The sequence below is a fragment of the Algoriphagus confluentis genome (assembly GCF_036245625.1).
GTDB lineage: Bacteria > Bacteroidota > Bacteroidia > Cytophagales > Cyclobacteriaceae > Algoriphagus > Algoriphagus confluentis.
Window position 1 is genome coordinate 120,573 of record NZ_BTPD01000009.1, and the last position, 18,145, is coordinate 138,717.

The 18,145-nt window shown below is 43.7% G+C and carries 18 protein-coding genes and 1 tRNA gene; 3 read left to right on the top strand and 16 right to left on the bottom strand.

Going from position 1 to position 18,145, the window contains the following annotated elements:
• Window positions 1–27 precede the first annotated feature (27 nt).
• On the top strand, window positions 28–1,401 hold the full coding sequence (locus AAA943_RS14655; protein ID WP_338225019.1) for a glycoside hydrolase family 140 protein: 1,374 nt from the start codon (window positions 28–30) through the stop codon (window positions 1,399–1,401).
• Here the strand turns inward: AAA943_RS14655 and AAA943_RS14660 are convergent.
• Complete coding sequence (locus tag AAA943_RS14660; RefSeq protein ID WP_338225020.1) at window positions 1,398–1,628, bottom strand: hypothetical protein; 231 nt, start codon at window positions 1,626–1,628, stop codon at window positions 1,398–1,400. The genes AAA943_RS14655 and AAA943_RS14660 overlap by 4 nt on opposite strands.
• Window positions 1,629–1,699: 71 nt before the next feature.
• Window positions 1,700–1,776, bottom strand: a tRNA-Arg gene (locus AAA943_RS14665).
• A gap of 174 nt (window positions 1,777–1,950) precedes the next feature.
• Here AAA943_RS14665 and AAA943_RS14670 point away from each other — a divergent pair.
• The gene (locus AAA943_RS14670; protein ID WP_338225021.1) at window positions 1,951–2,697 is read left to right on the top strand and encodes a porin family protein; all 747 of its coding nucleotides are present in this window, start codon (window positions 1,951–1,953) and stop codon (window positions 2,695–2,697) included.
• 57 nt (window positions 2,698–2,754) lie between these two features.
• On the opposite strand, the gene AAA943_RS14675 is transcribed toward AAA943_RS14670, so the two are convergent.
• Both AAA943_RS14675 and rpoN read right to left on the bottom strand, forming a co-directional pair.
• Window positions 2,755–3,375, bottom strand: coding sequence for a phosphatase PAP2 family protein (locus AAA943_RS14675; RefSeq protein ID WP_338225022.1), 621 nt, complete (start codon window positions 3,373–3,375; stop codon window positions 2,755–2,757).
• Window positions 3,375–4,832: an RNA polymerase factor sigma-54 gene (gene rpoN, locus AAA943_RS14680; protein ID WP_338225023.1), complete on the bottom strand. Its 1,458-nt coding sequence runs from the start codon at window positions 4,830–4,832 to the stop codon at window positions 3,375–3,377. The genes AAA943_RS14675 and rpoN overlap by 1 nt, the downstream gene beginning before the upstream one ends.
• 174 nt (window positions 4,833–5,006) lie before the next feature.
• On the opposite strand from rpoN, the gene asnS reads away from it, so the two are divergent.
• Complete coding sequence (asnS, locus tag AAA943_RS14685) at window positions 5,007–6,458, top strand: asparagine--tRNA ligase (protein ID WP_338225145.1); 1,452 nt, start codon at window positions 5,007–5,009, stop codon at window positions 6,456–6,458.
• 34 nt (window positions 6,459–6,492) lie between these two features.
• Here the strand turns inward: asnS and AAA943_RS14690 are convergent, their stop codons facing one another.
• The 12 genes from AAA943_RS14690 to AAA943_RS14745 all read right to left on the bottom strand — a co-directional run bounded on the left by AAA943_RS14690 (window position 6,493) and on the right by AAA943_RS14745 (window position 18,127).
• Window positions 6,493–7,338, bottom strand: coding sequence for a DUF3667 domain-containing protein (locus AAA943_RS14690; RefSeq protein WP_338225024.1), 846 nt, complete (start codon window positions 7,336–7,338; stop codon window positions 6,493–6,495).
• A gap of 65 nt (window positions 7,339–7,403) precedes the next feature.
• Complete coding sequence (locus AAA943_RS14695) at window positions 7,404–7,730, bottom strand: DMT family transporter (RefSeq protein ID WP_338225025.1); 327 nt, start codon at window positions 7,728–7,730, stop codon at window positions 7,404–7,406.
• A gap of 75 nt (window positions 7,731–7,805) precedes the next feature.
• Complete coding sequence (locus AAA943_RS14700; protein ID WP_338225026.1) at window positions 7,806–8,996, bottom strand: MFS transporter; 1,191 nt, start codon at window positions 8,994–8,996, stop codon at window positions 7,806–7,808.
• A 61-nt stretch (window positions 8,997–9,057) separates the two neighbouring features.
• Window positions 9,058–10,524, bottom strand: coding sequence for an NAD(P)H-hydrate dehydratase (locus AAA943_RS14705; RefSeq protein ID WP_338225027.1), 1,467 nt, complete (start codon window positions 10,522–10,524; stop codon window positions 9,058–9,060).
• 3 nt (window positions 10,525–10,527) lie between these two features.
• The gene (locus tag AAA943_RS14710; protein WP_338225028.1) at window positions 10,528–11,841 is read right to left on the bottom strand and encodes an MFS transporter; all 1,314 of its coding nucleotides are present in this window, start codon (window positions 11,839–11,841) and stop codon (window positions 10,528–10,530) included.
• A 61-nt stretch (window positions 11,842–11,902) separates the two neighbouring features.
• Window positions 11,903–12,367, bottom strand: coding sequence for an ExbD/TolR family protein (locus AAA943_RS14715; RefSeq protein ID WP_338225029.1), 465 nt, complete (start codon window positions 12,365–12,367; stop codon window positions 11,903–11,905).
• Between the two features lies 1 nt (window position 12,368).
• Window positions 12,369–13,004: an ExbD/TolR family protein gene (locus AAA943_RS14720; protein ID WP_338225031.1), complete on the bottom strand. Its 636-nt coding sequence runs from the start codon at window positions 13,002–13,004 to the stop codon at window positions 12,369–12,371.
• A 2-nt stretch (window positions 13,005–13,006) separates the two neighbouring features.
• Window positions 13,007–13,336 (bottom strand): hypothetical protein, encoded by a 330-nt coding sequence (locus AAA943_RS14725; RefSeq protein WP_338225032.1) that lies wholly within the window; start codon window positions 13,334–13,336, stop codon window positions 13,007–13,009.
• Between the two features lie 53 nt (window positions 13,337–13,389).
• A complete protein-coding gene (locus tag AAA943_RS14730) occupies window positions 13,390–14,196 on the bottom strand; it encodes a MotA/TolQ/ExbB proton channel family protein (RefSeq protein ID WP_338225033.1) in 807 nt (268 codons plus the stop codon).
• A 368-nt stretch (window positions 14,197–14,564) separates the two neighbouring features.
• Complete coding sequence (gene egtD / locus AAA943_RS14735) at window positions 14,565–15,491, bottom strand: L-histidine N(alpha)-methyltransferase (protein WP_338225034.1); 927 nt, start codon at window positions 15,489–15,491, stop codon at window positions 14,565–14,567.
• Window positions 15,492–15,497: 6 nt separating this feature from the next.
• Window positions 15,498–16,655 carry an ergothioneine biosynthesis protein EgtB gene (gene egtB, locus AAA943_RS14740; protein ID WP_338225035.1) on the bottom strand — a complete coding sequence of 386 codons (1,158 nt, stop codon included), beginning with the start codon at window positions 16,653–16,655 and terminating at the stop codon, window positions 15,498–15,500.
• Complete coding sequence (locus tag AAA943_RS14745; protein WP_338225036.1) at window positions 16,652–18,127, bottom strand: BCCT family transporter; 1,476 nt, start codon at window positions 18,125–18,127, stop codon at window positions 16,652–16,654. Before AAA943_RS14745 ends, egtB begins: the two co-directional genes overlap by 4 nt.
• Between the last annotated feature and the right edge of the window lie 18 nt (window positions 18,128–18,145).

Sequence of the window (18,145 nt, forward strand, 5' to 3'; positions counted from 1 at the left end):
CCCCAAGGGCTGCCTTTTTTTTATCCCATGAAAAAATTTCTGATCCTCTCCCTCACATTTATCCTGAATTATGGCTTTTCCCAGCAAATTGATGGGCCAATTCAGATTCACTCCAGTCAGCGATACTTGATGACCTCAGAGGGGGAACCCTTTTTCTGGATGGCAGACACGGCTTGGGAGCTATTTCACAGACTGGATGAGAAGCAGGCCACTTCCTATTTGGACATTCGTCAAAAGCAAGGGTTCAATGTAGTTCAGGCGGTGGTATTGGCGGAATTGGATGGAATCCATACCCCCAATGCCAACGGAGACCTCCCTTTCTCAGACTTGTCTGCTTGGAGCTACAATGAAGCTTATTTCCGGCATGTAGATCGCATTTTGGAGTTGGCATTGGAAAGAAACATCCATATTGCCCTACTTCCTACTTGGGGGGATAAGCTTTTCAAAGAATCTTGGGGAATCGGACCCGAGATCTTTACTCCCAGTACTGCCTACACCTATGGAAAATGGATCGGAAATCGGTACAGAAACCAAAAAAATCTTATCTGGGTATTGGGGGGAGACCGTAATCCAAGAGCTAACTCGGAGGATATCGAGGTTTGGAATCAAATGGCTAAAGGAATTCTGGAAAGCCAAAATCCAGACAATAAAATCCTCATCACCTTCCACCCCCAGCCTGCAGGTCCAGGGGGAAGTAGCAATTGGTTTCATCAAGCTGCCTGGCTGGATTTCAATATGCATCAGACGGGTCATTGTCCTAATCAAGCCACTTATGAGAAAATCACCCATGACCTGAATCTGGCTCCACAAAAACCAACACTCGATGGAGAACCCGCCTACGAAGAACATCCCAAATGCTTTAATGCCAAGGAATTGGGATACAATGAGGCCGCAGATATTCGGAGAATCATGTATTGGAATGTTTTTGCCGGTGCTGCCGGACAAACTTACGGCTGCCATGCAGTATGGCAAATGTATGATTTGGATAAAACACCGGTCAATGCTCCCCTTAAGCCTTGGCACAAATCCCTGGATTTGGAAGTGGCCAATCAAGTAAAGCACCTCAAAAAACTCCTACTAAGCAGATCCTATTTTGATCGAATTCCAGACCAAGGTCTGATCGATGAATCTCAAGACTACAGCGAAGCCTATTTGGCAGCAACCCGAAATCAAAGTGGAACTTATGCTTTAATCTACAGTCCTGAGGGATCAGAAATCCCCATCAATATGTCTACACTCAAAGGCGACCGATTCCAGTTGACTTGGTATGACCCAAGGACAGGGGTGCAATTCCTCGAAAATGATGGAAAAACAGTAGGAAAAGAAAAGAATCTCCGGGTGAATCCTCCCAGTTCAGGCAGGGGAAATGACTGGGTGTTACTGATTGATGCTTTGGATTAATTTCCGCAGGTATACCTTTCGTATCGGTCCACAGCAATGGACCAAAGCTTTCCGTCTTGGTCCCTGTAAGTGAGCGTTCCGGTGCTTTTGAGCAACTCGATGCCTTCTGTTTCGATGAGGGTCCCGTCTTTAAGCTGAATGGTGCAAGGGCCGTCTATCTTCTTAATATCCACCAACTCATCACAGCCTAAAAGGGCGATCAGCAAAACAACAAAAAGCTTACGCATACGGGAAAGTTTATTCGAATATGGGAAAAAGTGGGTGAAATAAAAAAGCCCAGTTTTTGCGAACTGAGCTCTGGTGACCTCGTCAAGATTCAAACTTGAAACCTCCTGAGCCGTAATCAGGTGCTCTATTCAGTTGAGCTACGAGGCCGAATGGGTTTGCAAAAGTACCTATTTTAATTTTTTCTCCAAGAACCTATTTCAAGATTTTTTATGAGACTATTTCATTTCCCTTTTTCCCTTAAGAATAATTAAGAGCTTTTAAGGGGTTTATCCTCTTGGATTTTATATTTTTGCCCACATTCCAAGCAAAGAAGACCCCTTGATGAAAAAATTATTTATTCTGGCTTTGGCCTTGTTTTCCCTGAATGCTGTCCATGCCCAGGAGACTGAAAAAAAACCAAAAACTCCCATCGGAGGCCGCCCCAATATCCCTAGCGATCTTAATTTTGAATTTGGCTTCAATGTGTTAACCAACCGCCCCGCAGACCTGAGAACAAACTTTTTCCCATCCAGGACATTCAATATTTCCTATCAATTCCCCATTGCCGTGGGAGGTGACGCATCCGGGTTTACCATCAATCCAGGCTTTGGGATTGGGTCAGACAAACTCCAGTTTGGAGATGACAACAACCTTTTCCGTAATCCTGATTTAGGCCCTGAATCTTCAGAATTGGTAGATGTCACAGAAGTATACGGGGACGACCTCATCCTCAAAGCCAATAACTTTGCGATGAATTATTTCGAGATCCCGTTGGAGCTTCGCTATCATTTCAACAAATCCAACTACAGCAAAAGCTTCAGGGTCGCTGTAGGTGGAAAAGTAGGCTTTCTCTACGAGGCACATACAAAAACCAAGTACGAAACTGCCGATACAGGCAAAGTAAAAGTAAAAACCTCCGAAAACTACGGGGTAGAAAAGATTCGATATGCTTTGACCGTAAAAGCAGGCAGTCCTGGATTTTATGCTTGGGGCAACTTCTTCCTCAATGATTTATGGCAAGCGGGACGAGGCCCATTTGCCAATCAGGCCAGCCAAATCAATTTTGGAATAGCAGTTACGGTGTTCTAATTACAAATAAAACAAGTTCTCCACCCCCGTTAAGTTTTCGCTTAATGGGGTTTTTTTTTAGGACCAAATCCAAGAAAACCCATACCAGCATACCAAAAATCCGGAAGCAAAACCTGCATAAACTTCCAGCGGCTTATGTGCATTCAGGTAAAGCCTCGAAGTAGCTATGGCCCCACTCAAGACCAAAACCAAAATGAGTGGATAAAGAGGTTGGAAATTTGAGAAATTACGGGCCAAAACCAGCACCAAGGCCATCAGCCCACCCACTCCTGTCATATGAGCGGACATTTTCCAGACAAAAGTAACCAAGGTAAGTACTACGACTGCAGTCAAAATCACTGCCATTCCCTGCCATAGAATGGGGTCTAGATCACTTTTTTGGTAAAGAAAATAGGTAGTCAAAAAGAAATAAATGCAGGTAATCAAAAAGGGAATGATCCGGTCTTTTACTTCAGGCATATGCAGGCTTTTCACTGTACCCATCAGCCGCAGTCCAATAATCGAAATCATCGGAATCAGTAAAGTAGACAGGATGATTAGGTAAAAAACTCTGTCCTTGACCTGTTCCGGAATGCTGGTTGCTTCAGGTACTGCAAACAGGATCATTCCATAAACCAAGGCAGGCATCAATAGCGGCTGAAAAACAACCGTAATTACCAAAGCAAATATCCTCCCCACTAAAGTTCCTTTCTTAATCTTGCCACCGGAATCTGAAGCTGTTCTCTGTACTTGGCGACTGTCCTTCGGGCAATATTATATCCTTTTTTATTGAGCATTTTGACCAATTTATCATCAGAAAGCGGCTTCTTCTTGTCCTCGCCATCGACCATCCCCTGCAGCACTGATTTCACTTCACGGTTACTCACATCCTCTCCGCTGTCTGTAGAAATCCCCTCTGAGAAAAAGTACTTCAAAGGATATACGCCAAATTCAGTTTGAATGGATTTGCTGTTGGCCACACGGGAAACGGTGGAGATATCCATATCGATTTTTTCTGCAATATCCTTCAGAATCATAGGGCGGAGATTGGTCTCATCTCCATCCAGGAAAAACTCATATTGGTATTTCAAAATGGCTTCCATGGTCCTAAGCAAGGTGTTTTGCCGCTGCTTGATCGCATCGATAAACCATTTGGCAGAATCTAGCTTCTGCTTGACAAAAGTGACGGTCTCTTTAAGTTTTTTGTCCTTTTTATCACTCTTGTCATAAGCGTCAAACATCTCTGCATAAGATCGGGATATCCTCAACTCTGGCGCATTGCGAGAATTAAGGGATACCTCTAGTTTGCCACTATTGTTGGTCAGGATAAAGTCGGGGATGATGTACTGAGTACGGACCAGCCCATCGGATATTCCTCCCGGCTTGGGATTGAGTCGGGTAATCAGGTTGACCGCTTCTTTGATTTCTTCCTCAGACAGGTCCAGTCTCTTTTGGATTTTGGAGTAATGCTTTTTGGTAAACTCATCAAAGCAATCGTGAATGATCAATAACGCGTGCTGCACATTGGGGTCATCGGGATGCTCTTTTCGTTCGAGTTGGATCAAAAGGCACTCCTGAAGATTCCTGGCAGCAATTCCGGCAGGGTCAAAAGTCTGGATCTTTCGCAGGATCTCTTCCAGCTCGTCGAGATCGGTCTCAATATTCTGTCCGAAAGCCAGATCATTGATGATTGCTTCCAGATCTCTGCGGATATAGCCGTCATTTTCTATACTCCCGATCAGCTGCTGACCGATGACTTTTTGTCGGTCATCGAGCTTGAGAAAATTCAATTGGGAAATCAGTTGCTCATGAAGACTGGACTGACTGGAAATCGGGATTTCCCGATCATCCTCGTCGGAATTGTAATTCCCGTCTCCCTGCATTTTGTATCCACTGTACTCATCGTCCAGGTAGTCATCCAAATTCAGCTCATGGTCGTCTCGACCCAAGTCGTCATCAAAGGAGTCTTCGTATTCCTCTTCTTGGGCCGTTTCCTGCTCTTTTTCTTTTCCCTCTTCCAAAGCAGGATTGATTTCCAGCTCCTCTTCTATTCTTGCATCCAGCTCAGCAGTAGGCACCTGAAGCAGTTTGATAAACTGAATCTGCTGGGGAGATAGCTTTTGAGAAAGTGACTGAGAAAGATTTAACTTTTGCATTGAATTGAGATAAAACCACCAAAATGGGTTTAAAAAAAGCTTTTTCACCAGAAAAAGCCCACTGACCAAATTTAGGAAAAAGAGGCAATTTTTTGATAAAAACGTGATTTAATCGTTTTTTTGCATTCCATTTTATTCATGCAGGAAATCTATTTTTCCCAAAAAAAATCATCCATGGCATTCAACAAGCGGGTCAAAATCAAGACCATACTCGAACAAACCCCAATCGGACAGGAAATCACCCTGATGGGCTGGGTTCGAACCAAAAGAAGTAACAAAAATGTCTCCTTCATTGCCCTCAATGATGGCTCTGTGATCACCAACTATCAGGTAGTCGCCGACCCAAACCTGATCCCTGAGGAGATTTTGAAAAAATGTACCACAGGGGCCTGCTTGAAAATCATCGGAACAGTAGTGAAGTCTCAGGGTGCCGGTCAAAACTCCGAGCTGAATGCAAAAACAATCGAAGTACTGGGTGAAGCCGATCCTGAAAAGTATCCCCTTCAGCCTAAGAAGCATTCTCTGGAGTTTTTACGGGAAATTGCCCACTTGAGAATGAGGACCAATACCTTCAGCGCGGTATTTCGGGTGCGTCATGCCTTGGCTTTTGCTGTGCACAAATATTTCAATGACAAAGGTTTTTTCTACATCCACACGCCGATCATCACGGCTTCTGATGCAGAAGGAGCTGGCGAGACATTCAAAGTCACCACCTTGGACATCTCCAATCCTCCCCGCACACCGGAAGGAGCCGTGGATTTCAAGCAGGATTTCTTCGAGCGGGAAGCCAATCTTACCGTATCCGGTCAGCTGGAGGGGGAATTGGCCGCCATGGCTCTTTCGGAGATTTATACCTTTGGGCCAACTTTCCGTGCGGAAAATTCCAACACCACCAGGCATTTGGCCGAGTTCTGGATGATTGAGCCGGAGATGGCTTTTTACGATGCAGAGGACAATGCCGACTTAGCAGAAGATTTCCTCAAATACCTGATCAGCTACGCCTTGGAGCATTGCCGGGAGGATTTGAGCTTTTTGCAATCCAGACTCGAGGAGGAAGAAAAATCCAAACCGGCAGACCAGCGGTCTGAGATGGGCTTGATGGACAAGCTTCGTTTTGTGGTGGAAAATGAATTTGTTCGAATCACTTATACGGAGGCAATCGAAATCCTGAGAAACTCCAATCCCAACAAAAAGAAGAAATTCCAATACCTAATCGAGTCATGGGGAGCCGACCTGCAATCTGAACATGAGCGATACCTGGTGGAGAAGCATTTCAAAAAGCCCGTAATCCTGACCGACTATCCCAAGGAGATCAAGTCCTTCTATATGCGTCAAAACGAAGACGGCAAAACCGTGGCTGCTATGGATATTCTCTTCCCTGGAATCGGAGAGATCATCGGTGGCTCACAGCGGGAAGAGCGCCTGGACTTGCTTCTGAAGCGAATGGAGGAGCTACAAATTCCAATCGAGGAAATGTGGTGGTTTTTGGATACCCGCAGATTTGGATCTACTCCTCATGCAGGCTTCGGTTTGGGATTTGAGAGAATGGTACAGTTTGTCACCGGTATGGGAAATATACGGGACGTGATTGCTTTCCCAAGGACTCCAGGAAATGCTGAATTTTAATGCTGAAATCCCCGATGAAAGTCGGGGATTTTTTTCAGGTGGCCATCCAAAAAGTGACCCAGAATAGCAAAAATCGGTAAATGGTAAAGCTGGGAATAATGAAAGCTGCCAACAATACACTTCTCCAAATAGCATCAGCAGTACCCGTAGAATAAGCCTTTTTGATCAAGAAAAACTGATAGGTAAATATCCCTACAAGAAACAAAACCGAAAGAGTGAGCTCATTCAAAAACCCGTTGAATTGAAAATCCCCTATCCAGTCGACCAAACTAATTAAGCTCGGAAATGCCACCAGAAAGACCAGAATGTAAAACCCATAGAAATAAGCAGAACCCGCAAAGAAATCAATGAGGTAAAACCTTCGGTCCCGAAGGAAAAGGAGCTTCAAAAACAAGCCCTGCAACAAAACCAGCAAAATCAAAAGTAGTTTCCCATTCGAATTGGAGGTGGCTTCATAGGATGTCCTGAAAGAAGTAGCATCTTCCGGGTGCTGTTCTAAATAGTTTTCGACTACGGGCCTGACCCAATCACTGTAGGGGAGATTGTACATTTGGATATCCAGCGAAGTATTGAAGGTAGAGATCAAGGGAAAAAGAAAATAAATCAGGTTGGCAAAGAAAAAGAGCTGAAGCGGGGATAAGTATTTTTTCCGCACTCCGTCCACGAAGCTCTTGGTGAGCTCTCCCGGCCTAGTCAGAAGCAGTCGCATGGTTTTAAAAAACTTCCCATCGGCCACAAACAAAGAAGAGATCAACTCTTCAATGAAAAAAGTAATCCTTTTGTCTTTGGGCTCGATTCGCTTTTCTCCACATCGATGGCAATAGGGGCCTTGGAGGTGAGTATGGCAACCTTTGCAGGTTGTGGATTGAATTGGAGCCATTTCAAATTGTAGTAGAATATTTTTCCCATTGCAGAGACGACTTCACCCCACTAGCACTTCCCAAATTAGTCGGAGACGATCTTCAGTCCTGCAATGGACCCAATTAAGGTAATCAAAAAGAATATCCTCCAAGCATGGGCGGGCTCTTTGAATATAAAAATACCTACCAGTACTGTGCCTACAGCCCCGATTCCTGTCCAAACGGCATAAGCCGTACCAATCGGTATAGTTTGGGTGGCCTTGATCAACAAAACCATGGAAATAATCAAGGTGACCGCAAATCCGCCATACCAGCCCCATTGCGTTAATCCAGTTGAAATTTTAGCCTTGCCCAGGCAAAATGCAAAAGCTGTTTCAAACAAGCCAGCGAGAATGAGAATAAGCCATTTCATAGGTTCTGGTATAATCCGAAATGATTAATACGTGATTCGTCAATTTTTCTATTCAAGGAAAGTGCTCGCACCAAGTCAACTGATTACCTTAACTCTCCGGGCCAAAGGGATGCAAAGCACACTGAAAAAGATAGCTAAATACCCGACAATATTAAAATTGGTCAACTGACCGGCTGCATTTTCCCCAATAATCAGCCCTGCAATCAGCGAAGCAAGTCCTGCTGCCAACTGCTGCACGGCCGAATTGAAACTGAGGAAACTCCCTCTGTTTTCAGGCTTGGCTGTGCCGGTGATAATAGCAGCAGCTGGAACATACCGCCCATTTGAAGTAACAAAAAACATCGTAGTAATCATCAGCACGAAAGGAATCGGCGTCACGCCCAAATGGGTAATCACCCCGATAGGAATCAAATTGAGCAGCATGAAAATGGTGAACACTTTTAGCTTGCCATGGCGATCCGAAAGCTTCCCCACCCAAGGAGAAGTAAACACCGTAAATCCTCCCCCTGCAATGTAAATATAGGTCAGTTGGATCTCGGTAAATCCCACATTGGCCACATTGAATGGGCTAAGAAAGGGAATGATCATAAACTGCCCAAACATCATCATCACAGAAAGCGTGATAGCCTTCATTTGATTTGAATTACTGGTGACTCGGGAAATCACCTCCATAGGGGTCGGTTTGACCAATTCTTGATCCATATGATCCCGAATAGAAGGAATGTACTTGAAAATCATTCCAAGACTGAGAAACGAAAGTCCGGTCAGAATATAAAATGGCATATGCCAGTCCGAAAGACTGGCCAAAAACAATCCGATAGGGACACCCATCACCGAAGCAAATGAAAAAGCAGACATGACCAACCCCATGGCCCGGCCTCTTCTTTCATACGGGACCACATCTCCAATAATGGCCAAAATCAAAGCTGAAGTTAATCCTCCAAAAACCCCACTGAGTACTCTAGCTACCAACAAAATGGGGTAGTTTGGTGACAATGCACAGCCTAAAGTTCCAATCGTAAAACCAACATAGACCCAAAGAAGGATCTTTTTTCGATCAAAGCGATCAAGCACAAATGCTCCCAAAAAACTGGAAATCCCAGCGCTGAAGGTGTAGGAAGAGACAAGCAGACTAAACTCACTGGGACCGATTTCAAAAATTCTCATCAACTGAGGCCCCAGGGGCATGAGAATCATAAAATCAACAATGTGTATGAAATTAATGACTGCTAGAGTCCAAAGCAGAGGTTTTTCTTTGGTGTTCATAAAAATCTATGGGTTCAAAACCGCATCAGGAAAAATTAAGTTTGGATCGGCTCTCATTTTTTCACAAAACATTTAAGAGCGTATAAGTCTTTCCTATATTTTCAGAAATATCAGAAGCGATCGTGGATCTTCGGTTCTGCTGTCCGGCGAGTTCACCGGCTTTTCCGTGATGATAGACCCCACAGATCAAGGCATTTTCAGGCGCGTATCCTTGGCCCAAAAAAGAAGTCAGCATTCCCGTCAGCACATCTCCAGCTCCTGCTGTAGCCATGTATTGTGTGCCTGAGGAGTTGAACAATTGCCGTCCATCAACCAAAGAAAGTACTGAATAAGCTCCTTTGATCAACAAATTCAATTGCCATTTCATACAAAATTCCTTGACCTTCATCAGCCGGTCAAGATGATCCGTAGATTTGCCAATTAATCGTTCCAATTCCCCGAGATGGGGAGTCAAAATACTGTTTTTGGGAATTAAGGAAATCAGATCCTGATTTGACGCTATCAAAGTGATCGCATCAGCATCCAAGACTATTGGCTTAGAACAGGCCTTGAGGATATCTTGAAGCAAATCCTTTTTGTCCAGGCCAATCGCAGGCCCTACTCCCAAGGCATCAAATTTATTCCAATCCGTGTTTTCATCGAATTCACACATCACTTCGGGAACCGCGCTTTGGATGATTCCTCTTTCATCCTCAGGTACAAAAGCCGTCACTAAGCCGGAACCAGTCCTCAATGCAGCCTTTGAGCACAAAATCGCCGCTCCCATCTTCCCTTTACTGCCTGCAACTAACGCCACTTTTCCAAAATCTCCTTTATGGGCAAATTGACCAAAAACACGGTGTCTGGATAGGATATCTTTTTCCTGTAGAAAAAAATAGGATGTCGGGAAAGATGCGTATTCCGATTCACTGATTCCAATATCTGCCAAAACCATTTTACCGGAAAAGGAGGAATTTTCAGGAAAAAGCAAAGCCAGTTTTGGGAAAGCAAAGGTTACTGTAAAGTCAGCTTTTACCCTTGGACCAAATGTAGGTGAATCGGCCAACAGCCCACTGGGAAGATCAATGGATATCTTGGTTCCTGGAAAGGAATTCATGCACTCAATAATTGGAACAGCGGAATTCCTAATTGGGCTTTTTAACCCAACTCCCAGAAAAGAATCAATTAAAAGGCCTTCTCTTGAAGAATTAAATTCCTTCCAATCATAAATCAAAACTCCTTCAGGAACCCAATCCAAATTTTTCTGCGCATCTGCAGATAAGACGCTTCCTTCTTCAAAACACCGAAAAACCTGAACCTCCCATCCCTCTTTGAAAAGAAGCCTCGCTATGGCAAAACCATCTCCCCCATTATTTCCAGCTCCACAGAATACGAATACAGGGAGATTTTTTGGAAACTCCATGGATTTCCACCAGCTGATAAAGCTCAAAGCTGCCCGTTCCATCAATTCATGACTGGAAATCCCGGCATTTTGGATGTGGATTCGATCCAGTTCTTTGACCTGATCACCAGAGAGAATCTTAAGCATGGACTAGCTTGTTTTTGGGGATAAGGAGGTTTTGGGAATACTCACCAAAAGCAGAAATCCCAGGCCTACCAGGAAAAAGATTCCCAAAGAAGCCGCAGAGTTTCGCATACTTCCAGTCAATTGTTCAATGGCACCGTAGGAGAAGGTTCCCAGAACAATGGCTATTTTTTCGGTCACATCATAAAAGCTGAAAAACGAGGCATGCTCGGTCGTATCCTCGGGAATCAGCTTGGAATAAGTCGATCGGGAAAGGGATTGAATACCCCCCATGACCATCCCAACTACAAAGGCGAGGGCATAAAACTCATATACAGAATACACATAATAAGCGGCACCGCATATTCCTATCCAGATCAAAACCATGATCATCAAGCTGATCTTATTCCCAAATTTCTTGGATACCCAAGCAAATAAATAGCTTCCAATAATGGCAACAAACTGAATAATCAATACCGTCAAGATCAACTGGTCCCCGGGCATACCCAATTCTTTATCCCCAAAGGAGGCTGCGAGATACATGACCGTTTGTACACCCATGGAATAAAAGAAGAAGGAAGCCAGATATTTTTTCATTACCGGGATTTGCTTCACTCTTTGCCAAACAGCCCTGATTTCCTGATACCCTTTTAGAAAAAGCTGACGCTCAATTTTCTTTTTGTAGGGATTGTTTGGCAAGAACCGAAAGGGAATCTGAGAAAAACCTGCCCACCAAAGCCCTGTGATCAAAAACGATAGGCGGGCAGGAAGACTGCCTTCCGACAAGCCAAACATCTCAGGAAACTGGATCATGAGCAGATTGAGCACCAATAGAATCACACTGCCAATATAGCCTAAGGCAAAGCCTCTTGCACTTAGGAAATCATATTCTGATTCATCGGCTATTTCTGGCAGATAAGCATTATAAAACACAATACTACCTGCATAGCCAATACTTGCCATCACACTGCAGAAAATCCCAAATTCCAAATTACTACCGTCAAAGAAAAATAAGCCTACACAGGAAATAGAGCCCAAATAGGCAAAGAGTTTCATGAAGAGAAGCTTTTTGCCAGATGCATCAGCTATTCCCGAAAGAAGGGGAGAAAACAGGGCAATTACAAAATAGGAAAAAGAAATAGAGTAAGAGTATAGCACCGTATTTACCACTTCCCATCCAAAAAATTGAACTCGGTCAGATCCATCCACTCCTTGGGTGACACTGTTATAATACACAGGAAAGATGGTAGAGGTGATTACCAGGCTATAAACAGAGTTTGCCCAGTCATACATGGCCCAAGCACCCTGCACCTTGGACTTATTGGTAAGTTTTATTTTCATTGTGCAACAAAAAAGCCATCCGGAACGAGCAGGATGGCTTTAAATATAAGAATTCGATTAGTTAATCTTCATAAATCTTACCAGTAGAGGCATAAAGCACCCGTCTGGCATCAGCATTTCTCAATTCGGTCTGAACGTCAGAGATAGGACCCATCTTCACTTCTTTGTCTACTTTGAGAGAGATGGTGATCAGGCCTCGATCTGCTTCAGGAAGCATATCTCTTTCTTGATTGACCCACTGCACGATATCAGGTGAGGTGATCAACACATCATTAGCCTGGACTCTTGGCTCTGAACCATAGAGTGAAGGGTTTTTAGGCTTTCCGATGTAGATATAGGAAATCAACGTTTTTTTCTGAAGCTTCTGCAGCTGAGTAGCCTGAGGGATCTTCTGCTCTACCAGGATAGTCTGCTCTCTCAACACGGTAGTCACCATGAAGAAGAACAGAAGCATAAAGATAATATCAGGCAAGGCTGAGGTAGGAATGCTTGTCGCTGTATTGGTTTTTTTCTTGAACTTTGACATATCAATTTCCTCCTATTTTATCAGGTTCTGCAATAGAGATCGCCATTGGGATCCCGGCTTTTCCACGATCCTGAAGGGCTCTGGAAGCCTCATCATCTCCGGTCAATGCTCGGTATTCATCAGCGGTCAATCCCACTCTTTCTCCGTAGATTTCGAAATATGCTTTCTTGGCTAGGTCAAAAACCTCCAAGAAGACATCATAGCTTGTACCTCTGTTGGTTTTGATAGATACCACTGCCTCTCCAGGATGATCTGAAGATTCTGGTCTTCTTAAAGCCTGAGCCTGCAAAGAAGCCGGCAAGGAATTAAACAGAGCTACGGCATCCTCATTCGGCGCGCCAAAATTCAAAACAAACTCTTTGATATCTTTATCCAAGCCTTCTGCTCTTCTTCTGTATTCGCCTTCTACAAGCAAATCGTCATTGGCATTGACCAGAATGTTAAAGATATTTCTTTCGTTTTTCTTAATGTCAGGCGGCGGAACGTTAGGATCTAACTTCGGAGGAAGGATATTCAAAATACCCTTGTCAGAAGCGATAGTTGTGGTCACAAGAAAGAAGATCAACAACAGGAAAGCGATATCCGCCATAGATCCTGAGTTTACCTCCTGACTCATTCTTCCTCTCTTCCTAGCCATAATTACTTGATTGCTTTGTTAAATTCAGTAACAACAATTCCCACCACTGTAACAATAGTGAGGATGTATGTTGTAATCAATAAGCCACCAACCATTTGGGACAGACCCGGAGTAAGGTTAAACGGCTCACCTTCAAACTTTGGCAGTACTTCATTAGTGGAAATAGAATAACTGATGAAGAACAAAACCAAGATTACTACGATACCAAGTCCTGTTTTCAACAGGGCCTTGGGATTGTCCAGTGACTTTATCAATGGTAAGGCGATAGAAACCAAGGCTCCTAATCCTACCAAAGCATAGCTCACATAGAGCATAATATCAAAAGAATCCATACTATTTTCTTTAGTTAATTAAGAATAGAATTAAGACAAACAGAAAGCAAAGATTACTTGCCAGTCAATTTGTGCTTCACCAGTACATCTACCAATGAGATAGAAGCATCTTCCATGTCATTAACCAAAGAATCAATTTTAGCAACCAAGTAGTTGTAGAACAACTGAAGAATGATAGCTACAATCAAACCCGCTACCGTGGTCAAGAGAGCGATTTTGATACCACCTGCTACGATGGATGGAGAGATATCACCAGCTGCCTCGATGGTATCGAAGGCGAAGATCATACCGATTACCGTACCCATGAAACCCAACATCGGCGCAAGAGAGATGAAAAGAGAAATCCAAACAAGACCTTTTTCCAATCTGCCCATTTCGACAGAACCGTATGCAATGATGGACTTTTCGACCATCTCAATTCCTTCGGAATATCTCATCAATCCTTGGGTAAAAATTGAAGCCACTGGACCTTTGGTGTTTCTGGTCACGTCTTTTGCTGCCTCAATACCACCGGAAGAAAGTGCATCCTCCACTTTGGAGATCAACTTCTTGGTGTTGGTTGTAGAAAGGTTCAAAGTGATGATTCTTTCCAATGCGATGGCAAGACCCAAGATCAAACAGATCAATACCGGAGTCATGTAGAACGGATCACCTTCGATAAACTTCTCTTTGATGACCTGGTGGAAGCTTTGCTCCTCAGCGACGATCTCATCGTCCACCATGGTTGGAGATGCAGCAGGGGTTTGTACTGCTGGGGTAGCTTCTGCGGCAGCAGAATCTGCTGAAGCTTCTTGTGCGTTAGCGAAAACAGGAACAAATAGAATCCCTGCAAGCATGAACAAAGCGATTAACTTTCTCATAATGTGATTTTTAAATAGACTTTTGATAAAGGTTAAATGGTTTCCAGATTAAAATCGAGTTTTAAAGTTATCATTTTTTAAATTCAAAAAACAAGCGACTCTTTTAACTTTTTTGAAAGAATCGGCTGTTTAAATCCAAATCGAGGCAATTTTTACATGAATGGGTGAAGATTTGGCCAATTCACCTTCACGCAATTATCACAAAGTAAACAGGACCAATAGATTACTCTGCAGGATGATAATTTCATCACTTTCTTCCTCAAATTAAGTTATTTTCTTCGCTTTGGAACTTTTTTGACTTATTCAAATTCCCACTACACCCCCAACAAAAGTTTTAATCAACTGATATACATGTACTAATCGGCCAATTACCGCTTAAATAAAACCCAAGAAAATAAGGATTGGGTGTCCGAATAGGCAGAATCCCATTTCAATCCCGAGCCTTCTGCCAAATCTATCAACTTTTCTTGATCATACTTTTGTGAGATCTCAGTCTTGATTACTTCATGGAGTCCAAATTCAATTTTTTCCGTCCCGATTGTTACCGTCTGTTTTTTCAAACTGACTAAAAAACTTTCGGCTGCACCCGTCATGGGATGATAAGTGGCATAATGCTCAAAGGCTGATAGGTCAAAATCCGCAGACAGTTCTCTGTTGATCCTTTTGAGTAAATTGAGGTTAAACCTAGCGGTAATTCCTTTCGCATCGCTGTAGGCATCCAATATCATCTTTGGGTGCTTTTTCAGATCTGCTCCCAGCAAGAAATAATCCCCCGGCTTCATTTCTTTTTTGATCATCTCCAAAAACTCGGAAGCCTTGGAATCAGGAAAATTCCCTATGTTGCTCCCTGCGAACAAAATCACCCTTGGAATATTTCTTTGCCTGATTTGAGAAAGCGTCAGGAAATAATCCCCCTTCATTGGCTTGACCCGAATTGTAGGTACTTGATTATTGACAAGGTTTTCATTTTCCCTTAGGATGCTCTCATCTATATCCAAAGGAAAATAAGTCAACTGGGTAACTTTTGAGCTTAATACTTCAAGAAAATGGACCGTTTTCCGACCATCTCCAGCCCCAAGTTCGATCACATCCAGTTCCTTTTTCCTGATTTTTTCAGCAATGTATTCAGACTGATTCCGAATGATCTCCATTTCTGCCTTGGGTAGGTAATATTCCGGCATATCCATGATTTCCTGAAAAATCCTTGAACCCTCCGAGTCGTAGAAATATTTGGAAGAAAGACTTTTGTTTTTTTTGCTTAGGCCCTCCAAAACCTCCTTTTTAAAATCATTCATAATTATTTATTTGGCTAAGCGAATTCCTGAAAAAATCCACCGGGAGGAAGGATGGAAAAAATTCCGATAGGTAGGACGAGAATGTCCTTGAGGAGTGGCCACGGAGCCTCCCCTTAAGACCTGCTGACTGACCATAAATTTGCCATTGTACTCTCCCAAAGCTCCGGGAGCTTTCTTAAATCCGGGATAAGGTAAATAGGAACTTCCTGTCCATTCCCAAAGCTGCCCCCAATCGAATTGCTTTGCAGCTACTTCCCACTCAAACTCCGTGGGAAGTCTGAATCCCTTCCACGAAGCAAAAGCCTGAGCCTCATAATAGCTGATGTGCTGCACGGGAAGATTCCAGTCCACTTTTTCAAATCCCCGAAGCGTGTAGTTCCACCACTCTCCCTCGACCTCATGCCAGTACAAAGGCGCACGGATTTGTTCCTTTTGGATAAAACTCCAACCCTCATCTAGCCAAGGATCAAAATTAAGGTACCCGCCGGCCTGAATAAACTCCAAATACTCCCCGTTGCTCACCAAGCTTTCGGAAATTTCAAATTCCTCCAAGAATACCCGATGTCTGCCCAACTCATTATCGTAACAAAATCCTTCTCCTTCAAATCCAATTTCAAAGACTCCCGAACTGACTTTACTAAATTGACCTTCGGAAACCGGTTTGGTTCTAAAGCCCTCTCCATAAACTGGAAAAGTAGGTTGATTTCCCAGAATATACTTCATGTCGTAGACCAAAAGCTCCTGATGTTGCTCTTCGTGGTAGATTCCTAAAACCACTCTTTCTTCCGCCTCCTGTTCAAAATCTCCTTTTTCCAACCACAGGGACAGGCGCTCTGTGACATGGGACCGATAGGCCATCACCTCTCTCACGGGCGGTCTACTCATCAATCCCCGATTGGGACGAAGAACCCGATTACCGGCATGATTGTAATAGCTATTGAACAAATAGGCAAAATCTTCTGAAAACACACGATAGCCCGGGTCAAATGGCAACAGAACAAACTGTTCGAAAAACCAAGTCGTATGTCCCAAGTGCCACTTCGGAGGAGATACGTCCGCGATTGGTTGTGGTACGTAATCCTCCACTTCCAAGGGGGCACATATTTCCTCGGTCTTTTTTCTGGTAGAAATAAATTTGGCCAAAAGGGCTTCAATTGAGTTCATCTTAGGGTAGAGTTGATTTGATAACGAATAAACTGTCCTATCAGCAAGATAAAAATCAGGCTGAAAGGCAGGGCAAAAAGGATCAATAAATTACTGACAGACTCAAGCAGGCCTTCCTTTCCCACCCAAATCAAGATGGCGGTGAAAATGAAAATGCTTACTCCCCAGAATACCCGAATTCGCGAATTGGGCTCTGCTTTTCCCTGGTCGGAAAATATACTTAGGACGAAAATGGCGGAGTCAATAGACGTAATCAAAAAGGTGGCAACCAAGACAGTTACCACCAGATTGCTGATAGGCGAAAAGGAGAAATGCGAGAAGAAAATCAGAATTGAACTGTAAATGGAGGAAAAAGCCTCAGGGGAAACTTGACCTGCCTCGATTAGACCAAAAGACCGGGTACCAAAAACCGAAAACCAAAGAAAAGTGCCCAAGGCCGGAATTAGGAGGGCTCCCGACACCAATTCCCGGATAGTTCTTCCCTTGGAGATTCTCGCAATAAAAACCCCGGTAAACGGGGCCCAAGAAAGCCAAAAAGCCCAATAGAAATAGGTCCAGTCTTTCAGAAACTGATCCCCGACCTGCGCTTTTCCAAGATTGAGACTCAGGGAAACAAAGTCTCCCAGATAAGTGAATAGCCCCAATCCCAGACTTTCGATTATCTCCCAAAAGCTTCCCAAGGTCCAGGCAAAAACCATCAATAGGGATGCCCCGGCCATATTCAGGTTGGAAATCAAACGAATCCCCTTCCTTACCCCCAGAAAAGCCGAAAGAGTCGCCAAAAAACAAATGAAAAATAAGGGAATAATGACTTGGGCAGGCAGAAAATCCCAGCCTGTCCAATACCGAATGGCCTCCATCAACTGCCTACTGCCCAGTCCTACTCCTGCGACCACACCAAATAGCGTGCAGAGCAGAATAAACAAATCAATGATTCCTGCCCAAAGCCGATGGCGACCCCTGCCAAGCAAAGATTCGGAACTTAGGGAAGAGCCCTTTTTGATATAAAGATTAAAGGAAACCACCAAAGCCATCAATCCATAAAAGGCCCAAGGGGTAAGTCCCCAATGAAAAAAGGTATACTCCAACGCGAATGTTTTTGCATCTACATCTGCAGCCCTAGGCGGATCCTGAAAAAAATAAACAGGCTCCTGAACAGCCCTTAAAATCAAGCCTCCTCCCATTCCGGTACTGTACAACATCGCCAACCATGACCACCAGCTAAACTCTGGTGGTCCTGAGCCTAATTTGATTTTTCCGGTGGGCAAAACCGCGAGCATGATCAGGACCACTACCGAGGCAAAACCCAGAAACAAATAATACCCACCAAAATATCCCAAAATCGTCAGGGTAAACTTGGCAAGCAGCTCGGCTAAGCCATCACCAAAAAAAAGAGCCAAAATCAAAAACAAGGCTAAGACACCAAAGGTCAGCCTAAGCAAAAAAGGAGAGGAAGCAATCGCTTTCAGCATTTAACACGCTTAATTTGA

Coding starts and splice junctions, on each gene's coding strand:
- AAA943_RS14655 (WP_338225019.1), top strand. CDS start 28: ATGAAAAAATTTCTGATCCTCTCCCTCACATTTATCCTGAATTATGGC.
- AAA943_RS14660 (WP_338225020.1), bottom strand. CDS start 1,628: ATGCGTAAGCTTTTTGTTGTTTTGCTGATCGCCCTTTTAGGCTGTGAT.
- AAA943_RS14670 (WP_338225021.1), top strand. CDS start 1,951: ATGAAAAAATTATTTATTCTGGCTTTGGCCTTGTTTTCCCTGAATGCT.
- rpoN (WP_338225023.1), bottom strand. CDS start 4,832: ATGCAAAAGTTAAATCTTTCTCAGTCACTTTCTCAAAAGCTATCTCCC.
- asnS (WP_338225145.1), top strand. CDS start 5,007: ATGGCATTCAACAAGCGGGTCAAAATCAAGACCATACTCGAACAAACC.
- AAA943_RS14690 (WP_338225024.1), bottom strand. CDS start 7,338: ATGGCTCCAATTCAATCCACAACCTGCAAAGGTTGCCATACTCACCTC.
- AAA943_RS14695 (WP_338225025.1), bottom strand. CDS start 7,730: ATGAAATGGCTTATTCTCATTCTCGCTGGCTTGTTTGAAACAGCTTTT.
- AAA943_RS14700 (WP_338225026.1), bottom strand. CDS start 8,996: ATGAACACCAAAGAAAAACCTCTGCTTTGGACTCTAGCAGTCATTAAT.
- AAA943_RS14705 (WP_338225027.1), bottom strand. CDS start 10,524: ATGCTTAAGATTCTCTCTGGTGATCAGGTCAAAGAACTGGATCGAATC.
- AAA943_RS14710 (WP_338225028.1), bottom strand. CDS start 11,841: ATGAAAATAAAACTTACCAATAAGTCCAAGGTGCAGGGTGCTTGGGCC.
- AAA943_RS14715 (WP_338225029.1), bottom strand. CDS start 12,367: ATGTCAAAGTTCAAGAAAAAAACCAATACAGCGACAAGCATTCCTACC.
- AAA943_RS14720 (WP_338225031.1), bottom strand. CDS start 13,004: ATGGCTAGGAAGAGAGGAAGAATGAGTCAGGAGGTAAACTCAGGATCT.
- AAA943_RS14725 (WP_338225032.1), bottom strand. CDS start 13,336: ATGGATTCTTTTGATATTATGCTCTATGTGAGCTATGCTTTGGTAGGA.
- AAA943_RS14730 (WP_338225033.1), bottom strand. CDS start 14,196: ATGAGAAAGTTAATCGCTTTGTTCATGCTTGCAGGGATTCTATTTGTT.
- egtD (WP_338225034.1), bottom strand. CDS start 15,491: ATGAATGATTTTAAAAAGGAGGTTTTGGAGGGCCTAAGCAAAAAAAAC.
- egtB (WP_338225035.1), bottom strand. CDS start 16,655: ATGAACTCAATTGAAGCCCTTTTGGCCAAATTTATTTCTACCAGAAAA.
- AAA943_RS14745 (WP_338225036.1), bottom strand. CDS start 18,127: ATGCTGAAAGCGATTGCTTCCTCTCCTTTTTTGCTTAGGCTGACCTTT.